Below are 14,877 nucleotides of genomic sequence, written 5' to 3'. Positions count from 1 at the left end.
TAATCATTTGTTAGCCAAATGTTAAGTAATATAGGGAGGCAAAATGATTTTACCAATGGGTATAGTTCAAAAGGCAGAACAAAAAATTTTATTTTAAACCGGGTATGTCATTCAATAATATTGATCATATGCAAACTCCGCTGACCCATGTCCCAGTCATCGATATCTCTCCCCTCGTTGCGGGTCAGGGCGACCGAAACTCCGTTGCAAAACAACTCCATGCAGCCTGTCGTGAATCGGGCTTTTTTTATATCCGGGGGCACGGCATTGACGAAACCCTTCAAAACCGCCTCCACCAACTGAGTGAACAATTTTTTGCCCTGCCATTGGAGGAGAAAATGAACATACACATGAAGCTGGGGGGCAGAGCCTGGCGGGGATTTTTTCCGGTTGGTGAGGAACTCACCTCAGGTAAGCCTGACAGGAAGGAAGGCCTCTACTTTGGTACGGAGCTTGGTCCTGAAGATCCCCGCGTGCGGGCGAAACTACCCATGCACGGCGCCAATTTATTTCCCGGTCACCCCTCCGGATTGCGGGAAACCGTACTTTCCTATACCAGTGCCATGACCACGCTGGGGCACCAGCTCATGGAAGGGCTGGCCCTGAGTCTGGGGTTACCCGAATCGTACTTTTCGGACCGATACACCAGTGACCCGCTGACCCTGTTTCGCATCTTTCACTATCCGCCCGAGTCGAAGGAAGATGCAGCAGCCATGCCCTGGGGTGTGGGCGAACATACCGACTACGGCGTGCTGACCATTCTCAAGCAGGATACAGTCGGAGGTTTGCAGGTAAGATCACACGGACAATGGATTGAAGCGCCCTATATTGAGGGAACCTTCATCTGCAATATCGGCGATATGCTCGACCGGATGACCGGCGGTTATTATCGTTCGACACCCCACCGGGTGCGCAATACGAGTGGCCGGGAGCGGTATTCGTTTCCATTTTTCTTTGACCCCAATTTTGACGTGGAGGTCAAACCCATAGACCTGCGGCATATCGCAGCGTTGTCTGACGAGCCGGAGGCCCGTTGGGACGGAGAAAATGTACACACATTCGAAGGCACTTATGGCGACTATGTACTGGGGAAGGTAGCGAAGGTATTTCCGCAGTTGAGACGGGATGTGGGGTGAGGGGGAAAGTGAGAGATGGATTTTTTTACAATCCAAATGGAAAGGCATTGACTGATTCTATTTTTTTATCTAATTTGCTAAAAAAAATTGCAATGCCGGTAAAAGACCTCCATGAAAAACCTTTTGATGCGGAAACTCTCTCAAAACTTGAAATTTTTGAACAATACGCACAAGCATGGATCCCAATATTCACTATGATAGGTGGGCAACATTTGCATATTTTTGATTTCTTTGCCGGAACTGGTTATGATAAGAATGGCGTTCCAGGAAGCCCCATACGGATTCTAAAAAAAATACTTGAGCAGGTTTCTAATATTGTTCAAAAGGATACTCTGATATCAGTTTATCTGAATGAGTATGATTCCAATAAGTTTGAGTTGATGAAAACCGCCTGCGAAGCTTTTTTAGACCAAAACCAAGAATTGAAACAAGTTATTCAGGTATTCTATTCTCATGATTCATTTGAAATTATTTTTGAAAAGCTTATCCATATTATTAAAAAATTTCCAAGCCTTCTATTTCTTGATCAAAATGGGATTAAGTTCCTTGCTGACACATATTTGCTTGAATTTAGTACTCATAGCCAAACTGACTTTCTTTATTTCGTTTCCTCATCTTATTTTCAGCGATTTGGAAATACGGAGGAATTTCAGAAAAACATTTCTTTAAACATGGAGGAAATTCGAGAACAGCCATACAGGCTTATTCATCGAAGTTTGCTAAATCAATTAAGGAAAAAAATCCCACAAGGTTCGAAACTTAAGTTGTATCCCTTTTCTATTAGAAAACAATCCAATATCTACGGCATTATTTTCGGAGCAAGTCATATAAGAGCGGTTGACAAGTTTCTGGGAATAACCTGGAAGCATAATGAATTAAATGGGGAAGCAAATTTTGATTTAGATGAAGACGTGCAGAAATCTCAACTTACACTTTTTGGCAGTAAGCCTAAGACAAAGTTAGAAGCATTTAATGAAAAATTGCGTGAGAAGATTCTCTCGGGAGAGCTGAAAACGAATCAGGATATTTTTTTATTCACACTGGAAGAAGGCCACATTGGAAGTCATGCTTCTAATGTCGTCAAGGCAATGAAGAGAGAGAAATTGGTTGATTTCACTGAAAAATCGCCTTTATTAACTTACGAAAGTACTTTTGGAAAATATAAACGATGTATTAACTACATTTTACTATCGAAACGATGAAGTTATCAAAAATAGAATGGACAGAAGCGACATGGAATCCAAGTACCGGGTGCAATAAAGTCTCCGCAGGATGTAAGTTTTGTTATGCAGAGGTTATGTCCAACCGCCTACAGGCGATGGGTACAAGGGGGTATGAAAATGGTTTTGAGTTTACTCTCGTTCCGGAAAGATTGACAATGCCTCTTAAGATCAAAAAACCTACTAAATTTTTTGTCAATTCCATGAGTGATCTTTTCCATGAAAAGATGCCTTTTGATTATTTAGATAGTGTCTTTGAAGTTATATCCAATACCCCTCATCATACTTATCAGATATTAACCAAAAGACCACATATTCTGATCAATTATACTACTACCAGGAAAATACCTAATAATGTATGGATGGGAGTGAGTGTTGAAAACCCTGCACAAAAGTTCAGAATAGACCTATTGAGATCAGTAGATGCTTCGATTCGGTTTCTTTCCCTTGAACCTTTACTGGAGGATCTTGGCGAAATAAACCTGGAAGGTATTGACTGGGTAATTGTCGGAGGCGAAAGTGGAAACAAGGCAAGACCTATGGAGCATAGCTGGATAGAAAATATTCAGTCTCAATGCGAAGAAGAGAAAGTAGCATTTTTCTTCAAGCAATGGGGAACTTGGGGCGCCGATGGGATAAAACGAAATAAATCTGCAAACGGACGTCTTTTTGAAGGGCAAGAATGGAATGAGGAACCTCAAATAATTAAGGTAAATTAATATCTCCGCCTCCCCCCAAAATAGCTTTTTCCCCCCACAAACTGTATTTTTGCAGGGTGAATCTTTTACCCAACATACGTGCCCTCAGTCTGGCAGAGCTGCAATCGCTGCTGGAGTCCTGGAATGAAAAAAAATTCAGGGCTAAACAAATCTATGAATGGCTCTGGAAAATGCCGGTCTCGGATTTTGAGGAAATGTCGAACCTCTCCAAACCGCTCCGCGAACGCCTCGCCGCCAGCTTCTCGCTGGGGAAAGTCGTCATCGACAATCAACAAAAAAGCAACGACGGCACCATCAAATATGCCTTCCGCCTCCCCAATGGCGAACAGGTAGAAGGGGTGCTCATCCCTACTCCCAACCGCCTCACGGCCTGCATCTCCTCCCAGGCGGGCTGCTCGCTGGCCTGCAAATTTTGCGCGACCGGGCTTCTCCCGCTCAAACACAATCTCCACTTCTACGAAATCTTCGACCAAATCCATATCATCCGCCAGGAAGCAGATAAACATTTTGGCCGACCACTCACCAATATCGTCTATATGGGCATGGGCGAACCGCTGCTCAACTACAAAAATGTCATCCGCTCTATCGAAATGGTGACCTCTGAGGAGGGTATGGGCATGTCGCCCCGACGCATTACCGTCTCCACCGCAGGCATCGCCAAAATGATCAAAAAACTCGGCGACGACAATGTGAAATTTGAATTTGCCCTCTCCCTCCATGCCGCCAATGACGCCAAACGCAGCCAGATGATGGCAATCAATGATTCCAATTCGCTGGAAGTGCTCAAAGATGCCCTGCGGTATTTTTATGAAAAAACGGGCACAAGGGTCACTTACGAATATATTATTTTCAAAGACTTCAACGATACCCTTGACGATGCCCGCGAACTGGCCGATTTTACCCGTGTCATTCCCTCCAAAGTCAATGTGATCGAATACAATTCTGTGCCCGAAACCGGCCTTTTTAATACCACTGCAGAGCGCATGGATGCCTTCATCCGATACCTTGAAAATGCGGGGGTAATCGTCAACGTAAGGCGGAGCCGCGGCAAGGATATTGACGGTGGATGCGGACAACTTGCTCTGCGGCACAATCGGTAAAATTTTGTATATTTGTCTGTCATCCATACACTGATCTTTGTACCATGTCGGTAATCATGAAAAGCCATATTCTCAACCGCCTGAATGACGAGGAATTTTTCCTCTTCTGTCAGGAACAACGAGATTTGAAAATAGAACGCACAGCACAAGGTGAAATCATTATTATACCCCCCACAGGATTTGAAACCGGAGATTTTAACAGCGAACTGAACCGACAGTTAGGCAATTGGAACTTTGAGAAAAAAACCGGAAAAGTAACCGATTCATCCACAGGTTATATTCTTCCCAATGGGGCAACAAGGTCGCCCGACGCTGCATGGATTTCTCTTGAAAGACTTGCCGGGCTGACCCGTCTGCAATTAAAAAAATTCCCTCCCGTGTGTCCGGATTTTGTGGTAGAAATTCGCTCTGAAACTGATCACCTCAAAACGCTTCAGGATAAAATGGAGGAATATATTCAAAATGGCGCCCGCCTCGGCTGGCTGATTGACCCCGGAAACGAAAAAGTTTACATATATCGCCAAAGCGGCAATCATACCATTGTGGAAGGATTTGACCAGATTCTATCCGGAGAAGATGTATTGCCTGGTTTTGAACTGATGTTGGACGTGTTTCCCGGCAGCGAATGAACGATTTGCAATTCTTTATCCATAAACTGAAACAGCGGCTCAGCCAGCCCCTGCCTGGTCTGGACGCGCAGATGACAATGTCTCCTGGCATTCGGGGACGCAATCCGCTGATACCCGACAATGTGCGCAAAAGCGCCGTGCTCATCCTCGTATATCCACAAAATGGCAGCCTGTATGTACCCTTTATGCGCCGCGCAGAAGATGGAAGAGTTCACAGCGGACAGATATCCTTTCCAGGTGGGAGCAGAGATGAGGGAGATATTGATTTTGTTGATACTGCCCTGCGTGAGGCTAATGAGGAACTCGGCATCCTCCGGGAAGATGTGGAGGTGCTGGGGCAAATGACCGAACTGTACATTCCCCCCAGCAATTTTCTTGTATATCCTACTGTGGGGTTTTCTCCACGCAGGCCTGACTTTATTCCCGATCCCAACGAAGTGGCAGGGGTAGTCGAAGTTGAAATTGGACATCTGGCCGACCAAAATATCCGGGGTTCCCATCGCGTGGAAGTTTTTGGAGGAAATTATATTACAGCCCCTGGCTTTACTGTCAATGGCAATCAGTTGATCTGGGGCGCTACCGCCATGATGATCGCAGAATTTCTCGAAATCCTGAAGGAAGTAAAATGAAACTGACAGATACACACTCCCACCTCTACAGCCGGAAGTTTGAGCAGGATCAAAACGAAGTCATTTTCCGCGCAAAATCGGTAAATGAGGCAGTTTTTTTACCTAATATCGACATAGAAAGTATCGACGCCGTTCATGCACTGACCGATCTGGCTAAAGATTTTTTCTTTCCTATGATGGGTCTGCATCCCTGCCACGTGAAAGAAGATTTTGTACAGCAGCTTCAGGTCATGGAAGAATGGCTGGACAAAGGCGAATACACGTACTATGGCATCGGCGAAACCGGCCTCGATCTGTACTGGGACAAAACCACCCTCGATATTCAGCGGGAGGCTTTGCAGATTCAGATAAACTGGGCTAAAAATCGGCAGTTGCCCATTATTCTCCACGCCCGCAATGCGATTGATGAGACCATCGAAATGATTGAAAAAAACCACGACGAAAGCCTCTGGGGAATTTTCCATTGTTTTGATGGCACGGCAGACCAGGCAAAACGAATCGTTTCTCTCGGCAATTTCAAACTTGGTATCGGAGGAATCGTCACCTACAAAAAGTCCGTCCTCCCGACCGTACTTGCCGAAATTGGTCCCGACCATCTCGTCATAGAAACTGACAGCCCCTACCTTCCGCCTGAACCCCATCGCGGCAAACGCAATGAAAGCAGCTATACGCAATATGTAGCCGCCAAACTGGCCGAAACTTTTGATACTTCGGTGGAGGAAATCGCCCGGATTACGGGTAAAAATACCCGGGAAGTCTTTCGCACAGCTGTGATCGTCTCCTGAATTCCATGATCAACTGGCAGACATACTGGGACAAGATTGCCCGAAGCAGTGAAAATCCTCATGCGCAGGTAGCAAGACTGTTGGGAGAAAAACCCTTAACAGAAGCTCAATTACACCGGATTGCCGCTCACATTGTGGTTCAGCTCGATCTTCAACCGGATCACACCCTGCTCGATGTATGTTGTGGCAATGGTATGCTTACTCGTCTTCTGGCCGAAGAATGTACGGCTACGCTGGGAGTAGATATTTCTCCCGAACAAATCCAGCTGGCAAATACCCATTTTTCTTCCCCTACCATACGATATCAGGTCGCCGATGCATTGGCTTTGACCTCACATGTGGAAGGCCCGTTTGACCGGATCAATCTCTATTTTTCCTTTCAGTACCTTGACAGCTACAAAAAAGGAAGGGCAGCTATTATGGGAATGGCCGCATTGCTGAAACCCGGCGGCAAAATATTTATCGGCGATGTGCCCGATGATGCAAAAATAGCGGTCTTCTTCCCGTCTCAGATGGCCCGTTTTCGGTATCGGATCAGCCATTTTCTTGGGCGGCATCCGATGGGGAAGTTCTGGAAAGAGGCGGAATTTCAAAAAATTTGCAGGGAAGTGGGCCTAAACTGTGAAAAACGGACGCAGCCCGGAGACTTGCCTTACGCCGCTTATCGTGTGGACTATGTGATTTTTTAAAAATCAACCCTGCAAATCCGTAAATTAATGCTAGATTTGCAGGGTTATGAAGACATATATTCAGAGATTTATCGAAAAGGATATCCTGTATCGGGTTGAAAGATACCCAGCGGTTGTAATCGTTGGACCAAGGCAAGCGGGAAAAACCTCACTGGTCAAGCATATTTCCAACTCTCTGGGCAGACCTGCTATCTATCTTGATCTAGAATATCCGGAGGATATCAATAAGCTCTCAAATCCAACCCTATATCTGGAGTCAGTTAAAGACCAAACTGTTATTATTGATGAAGTCCAACGGATGCCTGGGTTATTTCCGATTCTTCGCGCGCTGATCGATCGGGACAGAAGGCCGGGCAGATTTATTTTGTTGGGATCAGCATCTCCCGATGTCATTCGTGATACTTCGGAATCGTTGGCAGGAAGAGTTGCTTATATGGAACTTTCGCCCTTTATTCTGCAAGAACTTTCCAATATCGCAGACTACCAGGCATTATGGATCAGAGGGGGGTTTCCTGAATCTCTGCTGGCAGAAAATGACCAGGACAGTTTTGACTGGAGGGGCAATTTTATCCAATCCTATTTGGAAAGGGATATTCCCCTTCTGGGGTTGAAAGCAGACCCTATGCTCATAAGAAGACTATGGACGATGCTGGCTCATATGAATGGCCAGCCACTCAATCTGGAAAATATCGCCCGGTCTTTGGGTATAACAGCATCTACCGTCAGGCGTTATATTGATTTTCTTGAGTCAGCATTTCTTATACGACGATTACAACCCTTCCACGCCAATATCAAAAAACGGCTGGTAAAATCACCGAAAGTTTTTATTCGCGACACGGGCGTATTACATTCCCTTCTGAATATCCAAAACCTGGAAGAACTAATGGGAAATCCGATGCTTGGCAATTCATGGGAGGCCTTTATTCTTCAGCAGATTGCGGCCAAAGTTCCCGCCCGAACCGAATTGTTTTATTACAGAACACAGGACGGCACAAAGGCGGATATTGTCATTGCACCGGGAGGCGTTCCGGAAGTGATGGTTGAAGTAAAATTTACGAGCACACCGAAACCTGGCAGGGGATTTTATGAAGCCGGGAAAGATTTAAATGTCAGGCAAAAGTTTATAGTTTGCCCCACATCCAGCAGTTATCCGCTCGCGGAAAATGTGATGGTTTTAAGCTATCATGATTTAGATCAGATTTTTTCCTGAAACTAAATGCGTATCTTCCTGATATGAAACTACACTACGTATTCATTATTATCGGACTTCTTTGGAGCGAGGGTGTTTATGCTCAGGAAGATATCAATGCCGACCCCAAACTGATCTATGCCATTCGTACCATCAACCTTAACCATGCTTATAACGATGAGGCTGAAGAGGTAAAAGGTTCGCCCTACCTGAATAATGAATTTGTCGTAGGGGAAGTAATTTATGACAACCGGAAACCTGTTACCCCTGTTTTATTGCGGTATAATATTTTTAAAGACCAGATCGAGTATTTTCAAAAGGAAAAAGTATTGGAGCTACTCAAAGTTCCCGCGCTTCAGATGGCGATTTTGGGAGAAGACACGATGGTATACCGCAAACATCCGACCGAAAAGGGAGTAGATGGGGTATTCTTCAGACTTGTGCACACCGGCAACAAAGTATCCTTACTGGAAAAACTAACCGTAACCTATAAGCCGGCCGTGGCACCTAAAGCCATTCAGGATCCCCAGCCTGCGCGTTATCTGCTGGAGCCGCCGCAGTATTTCCTTGAATATGAAGATGGCCGGACGGAAAAATTTGGCAGTATAAAAAAGATGATCCAGCTCCTTCCCGATCACCAGCCTGAAATGGAGGCTTATGTAAAAAAGGAAAAGATTTCAGGAAAAAAAACAGAAACGCTGAAAGCACTGCTCAATTATTACCACCAACTCTGATTTACAATTTATCCAAAATAAAATCTATCCGCATCTGGATTGCGGTATGCCCGACGATATTGATATTTTCTTTTAGCACTTCCTGATAGACCTTTTTCACTTCTACTTTAAATTCTTCCTTGGTTTTTGCTTTAAACGCGGGGGGATAAACGCCTTTTTTCAGGTCGTCGGTGTCATGGCTCATCAGACTAAATAAAGCGCCATAGGCACTGGTGTATTTTTTTTCCATGCGGGCGCGGTCAAATGCGGTCTGGTCAGAATCATAGGCGATACTCATGGCATCTGATTTTTTCTTTTCGGTATTGTCCTGAAGAAAACGTGCGTAATCGCCTTCGTTTGAGCCTTTGGCCGTTTGGTTTCCCCAGTCAGCATCGTCGAGCAGGTGGCCTTGTTTTTCGAGCAGATCAAGCTGTGTGAGGGTACTTTTGAAGCGAAGAATGGTTGCATCCACTTCTTTGGGAGGCAGCAGCGGGCGAATCGCTGCGCGGATTTCGCTCTCCGATTTGCTGCGGATTTTTTGGGCTACAGATTTTTGCACGTAGGCCGGAAAACTGTGGTATTTGGACTTATCTGATGCGCCTTTGCTCACATCGGTATGTTTTTTCCCAAAAGAAAAATCGTTGTCTATGCCCCTAACCGTCGTGCTGTCGCCGGTCTGTCTGACAAAATAGTTGCCGGGATGGCGGTCCACCTGCCCGGTGATGGCATCAAACACCTGAAGGGTGGAGAGTTGTTTTTGAAGTTCGATGTCCTCCATTTTAAACTCCCGGTAGAAATGTAATTCAAGATCGCCATCACTTGTTTTTTCGTGATGAACCATTTGCGGAGAAAGGCCCGGAGCGATTTCCATAGCGATGCCAAACTTCTGTGGATTGTCGGGGTCGAATGCAAAATCGGTGGAGACGGTGCTGTGAAAGCCAAACAAATGATCCAGCACAGAAGTGGCTACGGCGCGGTTGGAGAGAAGGGCGCGGGAGGTGGGGATGCCCGAATCTCTGGCGGAGTCCACGGATTCGTCATAACTTTCTTCGGAGGGTTTAAACAGGCGTTTTTCGGGATTTTCCTGTCCGGGGATAAAGTAGTCCACGGCTTTTACTTCCCCGACCTGGCCTTTGCCGATGACGCCGAGGCTTTTGCCTTCGGTATAATCACCACCGAGTCGGGTAATTTCCTGAATAATAGACCGGTAAGCAAAATCCTCAATCGCCTGGCGGCGGGATTCGACGGTAGCATCGCCGGTATCGTCTTTATGTTTTTCGAGCCATGTGATGGCGTAACCCTGGAGTTCGTACAGCCGCTGTACTTTCATGTGGTCAGGCAGCGGCCCCGGTTCGACCATTTCTTTATAGGTTTTGATCGCCCTGAGGATATTTTTATATTCTTCCGAGCGGAAGGTTTTCCCCCCGGCGAGCCGGGCCATTTTGGCCTCATCCCAATCGAGCGTGCGTTGGATGGCGGGCGGCTGAGAGGGCTGGCTTTGAGTTTGGAGAGCCTGCGGGGAGAAAAAAGGATCAGCCGAAGGTGGGTTTCCTTTGGCAAAAAAGGCGGATTCAGATTTAGGATTAGAGCTTTTGGGAGCGGTTTTGGATTGTTTCATGCGATACAGCTACCGAAAAGGCAATATAAATAGTAGGCGGGAGAAATGGAAGGGATGGGGGGGGATTGGATTGATTAGAAGAAAAACCGGAGAATTGCTTTTGGGGAAGATTGTTTTTAAAGCAATGCAACGAGAACACAGATATATTTTCAACGCCTTGAGTGAATGTTTCAAAATGACTATTACAGATTATTGTAATCTCAAGGCTCTAATAAAGGATTTTTTCTCTGGAATAAACTCATAAACCCAAATCTTCGGATCTTTTGTAGGCAATAACACCCTCCCGCTTTCAACAGCCAGAGCAGCTGGTATTGCGGGGAAGATGTTTATTTCGCAGTTAAGGCCATTTCTTTCCTGAATTTGGTTCAGAAGATTTCTAAAGGTTTTGCTATACTGGGCCATATGGTCGGGTGCTAATTTTAAATGGGTAGATGGATTTTCAATAGCAATCTCATAAACAGACCAGTCATCCTGAACGAACGAAGATACTTTTTTGCCCGTGACCGAATCGCTTATAGATAACAAAACCGCAATATGTCTAGCTTGGTCATTTTGCTGAATTTCTTTAACCTGGAAATGTATATCATCAGGTTCTTGTGCCCACGACCAGGTATTGTTTGTGTCGGAACTATTTCGGTTTGCATGGTAAATATTTGCAGGAATGGTATCTCCGATGCATTTCCCCAAATACATCAACAAGGGCATAGGTCCAATCGCAAAAACGGATAGATGAGAAACGGTTTTTCCATCATAGCCGTCATTTTGCATGGTTTTGATTCGTTTTTCAATGGCTGTTTTGGCAGATTCCCATTCATTTATATTTTCTCTGTCGAAATCAGGAAATTCTATCCGTAACGGGCGTTTTGTCGTAGGGAATTTGGGAAACATCGCATTGTGAGTCGCATCATCATTCACCTGCGGCATTCTTTCCTTGATCTTAGCGGTAAATATAAGGATTGTAGAGCGGTGGATATGATGGGTAATGTTTGTCTGAATTTCAATTCGCTCTTCGTGGTCTCGCTTCCATTCCTTAAGTATATTTTCAGTGTATTTATCTGGATTTGCGTCTATCTCCTTATGACATTCTGCACACAGAAGCATGAGATTTTCGAAATCTGTCTGGGCCAAAATGGATACTTTTTGTCGTCCTCTGGGACCTTTTTCACTTGCGCCGATGATATGAGCCATCTGCGCAAAATTTCCATCTGAAAGGGTAAGGTTATTTTCCCAAAGTCGTTTATTGCAGCCGCTAAACTGGCATCTGCCACCGGCCTCCGTCCAAAGACGGAGTTTGGTAGCTTCGGGAATGGATTTTCTTTGTGTCATGATTTACCTATGAACCGGGAAAGTCAGAACCAAATTCTTTTACCATCAATTTTCGCGCTCCTGCTATATCTCCATTTCGCTCCAATCGCATGGCTTCATCGAGATTATTCCGAAGTCTTTCAAGTTTTGTTTTCAAGTCTTTGTGTTGTTGGCTGCCCATTTTCTCAAATAAATCATTTCCCGGCTCTACGGGTAGTTTGACACTTATTCTTTCATTCGGCCATCCAAAATGGGATATCATTGAACTTACCAAATTTCTTATTGCCTGTGCATCGTTGTAGGTGCGTTTTCCGCCTATGAAGTTATATTCAGTGTAAGGACTAAACCAGTTGTAAGCACAAGCCGTAATGGCAATACCGGTCGGACGCGCATAACCACTGGATGAAAAATGCAAATCCTTCCACCGCTTTAAATATCTTATCACTCTTTTAAATTGTTGCGCATCTTCTCCCGAATATTTGTTATCAAGTTTCTTCTTGAGTTCATGAGGCTGTGATATTTCCCATTTTTTATTTTCCGACGTAGAGTTAAGCTTGCCCTTTGCTATATAGAGATTTTTGTCGCTCAAAAAGCCAGGCCCTTCACAGTATGCTACAATATCCACATGAAACAAGTCATCTCCCTTTTTTGTGTACTGTACCCTGATACAGGGAGTTTTAAACTCTACCTTTCGGTTGGGGTTTTTTGACAGGGCATCGTAAATCCACTGTTTTACCTCAACGGGTTTATGGTCTTCTCTTGTGAAATGAAACTGCAATCCAATATCAATATCATAATCTTCATCGGGTAAGGGTTTGATCCCAGTGCCTATATAATAACTCCCCTGATTAAAAACCTCAAATCTGGGTGTTTTGATGGGTAGGCTGTCAAATTTTGCTTTGATGTCTTTGCGGATTTCTTCTACTAAAAGATCACGCTTTTCACGTAAAGCACTTGATTCCTCAAAAGTAAGACGAATCTTTTCATGGAATTTGTTGAAGTTTGTTTGGGACATGATATTAAATTTAGTTTTTATAACTAAATTCAATAGCTATGCCCAAAAAGCATAGAATGACAAATTGTCATTATTTGGGAACAGTACAGGTACCATCCTAATTCACCCGCACACTTCTTCTGCAAATCTTTTCAGCCTTTCAAAAGAAGCGAGTTTTTTGGCGATTTTACTCCAATCTGCGATATGTTGGGCAATTTCGAGCGCTTTGGCAAGGTAGGTTTATTTGCGCTCAAGGTAAACTGATATTTCCTCTGCCGTGGGTGGCTTAAAAGTTTTTGGCTCTGAAGAATCGTATAATACATCCAATTTTAAAAACATAATTCCCTAATGATAACTGGTCAGGAAGTCTCATCTTTCTCCTCTTTAAACTTCTCGTTCAATTCATTAAATTTTTCCCATATCGCTGTTGGCTCTGGTCCTGTTTTGATCCATTCTTTGACTGCCTCCAACGCAATTTCCAAAGATGAACTAATATAACTCATTCTTCCATCACTACCTCTGAAACCTTGTGCATCTTTTTGTTTACCCCGGTTTAGAAAAATATTTTTCTCTTCATAGATAAAGCCTCGCAGTTTTTTATGCTCGGATCCTTTTGGAAGATAAGACATAAGAAGCCTTCTGATTTCATAATAGAGTTTATAGGATAATTCCGGGTTTTGGGTGTCCCTTAGAACCGATGTATCAAATTCCCCATCTTCATCTTCAAGCTCCAAATCAAGTGATAACTGGGGAGATGCCGTCTCTTTTTGACTCGCAGCCAATTCCTGAATCCTCTTGCGTTTCTCTTCCGCAGTCAGTTGGGTTTTCTTTTTATTTTCTTCCATAAAAATTAAAAATTTTGAAGTTGTGCTTTTATGTATTCTACCTGCTCAAACAGATTGGTTTTTTCCCAGGGATTTGATTTCATCAATCGAACCGCTTGGGTTGATTTAGGGATGTAAGAAGCATATTTTGCGTATATCTCTCTGTCTCGGGAAGATTGATCCCAACAATAAAACCCATATATCAATGCTGGGTGAACACCTATTTTTTTTGCATAATCATTTACAATAGTTGGGGTGTCTATAAACGGTAATATATAGTTTAGTTTATCATCGGACACCAGTAATTGTCGGGCAAAATAATCAGCTACTCCTTCTTGCTCTTCCGTAATAAATAAATCCGGAATCCCTCCTGTTAGATGGTATTTCATTGACTTAATATCTTCAAAGTCATAGATAACGTGAGCCAATTCATGCATCAGCGAAAACCATAGGGTATCATATGATTTCCGATAGTCGGTAATAACAATACAGGGTTTTCCATTTACTGAAAATGTCGCTCCCCGAATCTGAATCTTTGAAAGATAGGATTGCACAATTACCGTCACACCCAAAGAATATAAAGCCCGAAGAACCGTTATCAAACCAGTTTCTTCCTGCCGGGTGTGAAGCCGTATTTTAGTAGCGAATTTTTCAACCAGAGTCGCTTCAAAATTGTTGGGATTATTGATTCTTTCAAACTGCGTAAAGGCGCATCTGACCCAAAACTCACGAATTTTGTCATCTGATGCGTTTTTGGTGCGGCTGAATAAGACATTTCCGATCTCCTGTTTGAATTGGAAAAGGCTTTCAAGACCAAAAAAACTACAAATTCGGTGTTCTATTTGATCAAAATCGGTTGTAGTTTCGATGAACCCAATTTTTTTTAAAGAATTGAGGTCAAAATTTTCGATAATAAATGTTTTCTTTCGCACGGCTTCTAATTCCGCGACTGAGCCTGATTGCATTGAAGCCACATAAATCTGAATCAACCGATTTAAGGGAATGCCTAAAAATTGGTTGATTTTTAAAATTGACAATATATCAACTTTTTGCACCTCCCCGTTTAATATACGCCCTATAGTATTTCGGTCAATCCCAATTATTTGACTCAATTGCCGGTCTGAAGAAATCCCAAACTGCACCTTTTTATTTTCCATCAAGGTCTTTAGATTGATCTCCAAATCCTCCCCGAGGTACTTATATATCTCCTGCATTAAAAGGTCATCATCATCGCCTGAATAGATATTTTTTTTAGTATTGTCCATAAAAGAGCCATTATTTGAACAAATATAATTAAATATTTATCAAATGGTTTACTTTTGAGCCA

At 43.7% G+C, this 14,877-nt stretch carries 15 protein-coding genes; 10 read left to right on the top strand and 5 right to left on the bottom strand.

What is annotated here, in order from left to right; genetic code table 11:
• The first annotated feature begins 128 nt into the window (after nucleotides 1–128).
• The 10 genes from R3D00_04405 to R3D00_04360 are packed head-to-tail and all read left to right on the top strand — an operon-like array spanning nucleotide 129 to nucleotide 8,830.
• Nucleotides 129–1,136 (top strand): 2-oxoglutarate and iron-dependent oxygenase domain-containing protein, encoded by a 1,008-nt coding sequence (locus R3D00_04405; GenBank protein MEZ4772402.1) that lies wholly within the window; start codon nucleotides 129–131, stop codon nucleotides 1,134–1,136.
• Nucleotides 1,137–1,183: 47 nt separating this feature from the next.
• Complete coding sequence (tcmP, locus tag R3D00_04400; GenBank protein ID MEZ4772401.1) at nucleotides 1,184–2,338, top strand: three-Cys-motif partner protein TcmP; 1,155 nt, start codon at nucleotides 1,184–1,186, stop codon at nucleotides 2,336–2,338.
• On the top strand, nucleotides 2,335–3,075 hold the full coding sequence (locus R3D00_04395; GenBank protein MEZ4772400.1) for a phage Gp37/Gp68 family protein: 741 nt from the start codon (nucleotides 2,335–2,337) through the stop codon (nucleotides 3,073–3,075). The genes tcmP and R3D00_04395 overlap by 4 nt, the downstream gene beginning before the upstream one ends.
• A 56-nt stretch (nucleotides 3,076–3,131) precedes the next feature.
• On the top strand, nucleotides 3,132–4,175 hold the full coding sequence (gene rlmN / locus R3D00_04390; protein ID MEZ4772399.1) for a 23S rRNA (adenine(2503)-C(2))-methyltransferase RlmN: 1,044 nt from the start codon (nucleotides 3,132–3,134) through the stop codon (nucleotides 4,173–4,175).
• Between the two features lie 56 nt (nucleotides 4,176–4,231).
• Nucleotides 4,232–4,804 (top strand): Uma2 family endonuclease, encoded by a 573-nt coding sequence (locus R3D00_04385; GenBank protein ID MEZ4772398.1) that lies wholly within the window; start codon nucleotides 4,232–4,234, stop codon nucleotides 4,802–4,804.
• A complete protein-coding gene (locus R3D00_04380; protein ID MEZ4772397.1) occupies nucleotides 4,801–5,433 on the top strand; it encodes a CoA pyrophosphatase in 633 nt (210 codons plus the stop codon). The genes R3D00_04385 and R3D00_04380 overlap by 4 nt, the downstream gene beginning before the upstream one ends.
• Nucleotides 5,430–6,218, top strand: a complete 789-nt coding sequence (locus R3D00_04375) for a TatD family hydrolase (GenBank protein ID MEZ4772396.1) — start codon at nucleotides 5,430–5,432, stop codon at nucleotides 6,216–6,218. Before R3D00_04380 ends, R3D00_04375 begins: the two co-directional genes overlap by 4 nt.
• A 5-nt stretch (nucleotides 6,219–6,223) precedes the next feature.
• On the top strand, nucleotides 6,224–6,907 hold the full coding sequence (locus R3D00_04370) for a class I SAM-dependent methyltransferase (protein MEZ4772395.1): 684 nt from the start codon (nucleotides 6,224–6,226) through the stop codon (nucleotides 6,905–6,907).
• 46 nt (nucleotides 6,908–6,953) lie between these two features.
• Nucleotides 6,954–8,117, top strand: a complete 1,164-nt coding sequence (locus R3D00_04365) for an ATP-binding protein (protein MEZ4772394.1) — start codon at nucleotides 6,954–6,956, stop codon at nucleotides 8,115–8,117.
• Between the two features lie 23 nt (nucleotides 8,118–8,140).
• A complete protein-coding gene (locus tag R3D00_04360) occupies nucleotides 8,141–8,830 on the top strand; it encodes a hypothetical protein (GenBank protein MEZ4772393.1) in 690 nt (229 codons plus the stop codon).
• A 1-nt stretch (nucleotide 8,831) separates the two neighbouring features.
• Here the strand turns inward: R3D00_04360 and R3D00_04355 are convergent, their stop codons facing one another.
• The 5 genes from R3D00_04355 to R3D00_04335 all read right to left on the bottom strand — a co-directional run bounded on the left by R3D00_04355 (nucleotide 8,832) and on the right by R3D00_04335 (nucleotide 14,815).
• Entirely contained in the window at nucleotides 8,832–10,427 is a 1,596-nt protein-coding gene (locus tag R3D00_04355) for a hypothetical protein (protein MEZ4772392.1), read from the bottom strand.
• A gap of 189 nt (nucleotides 10,428–10,616) precedes the next feature.
• Nucleotides 10,617–11,615 (bottom strand): SAVED domain-containing protein, encoded by a 999-nt coding sequence (locus tag R3D00_04350; protein ID MEZ4772391.1) that lies wholly within the window; start codon nucleotides 11,613–11,615, stop codon nucleotides 10,617–10,619.
• Nucleotides 11,616–11,760: 145 nt separating this feature from the next.
• A complete protein-coding gene (locus tag R3D00_04345; protein MEZ4772390.1) occupies nucleotides 11,761–12,747 on the bottom strand; it encodes a nucleotidyltransferase in 987 nt (328 codons plus the stop codon).
• 338 nt (nucleotides 12,748–13,085) lie between these two features.
• On the bottom strand, nucleotides 13,086–13,571 hold the full coding sequence (locus R3D00_04340; GenBank protein ID MEZ4772389.1) for a hypothetical protein: 486 nt from the start codon (nucleotides 13,569–13,571) through the stop codon (nucleotides 13,086–13,088).
• Nucleotides 13,572–13,576: 5 nt separating this feature from the next.
• Nucleotides 13,577–14,815 (bottom strand): XRE family transcriptional regulator, encoded by a 1,239-nt coding sequence (locus R3D00_04335; GenBank protein MEZ4772388.1) that lies wholly within the window; start codon nucleotides 14,813–14,815, stop codon nucleotides 13,577–13,579.
• Nucleotides 14,816–14,877 lie beyond the last annotated feature (62 nt).

Source organism: Bacteroidia bacterium (assembly GCA_041391665.1).
In the GTDB taxonomy this organism is placed as follows: Bacteria; Bacteroidota; Bacteroidia; order J057; family J057; genus JAGQVA01.
Note: the sequence above shows the minus strand (reverse complement) of the source record. Positions and strands in the feature narration are given on the sequence as shown.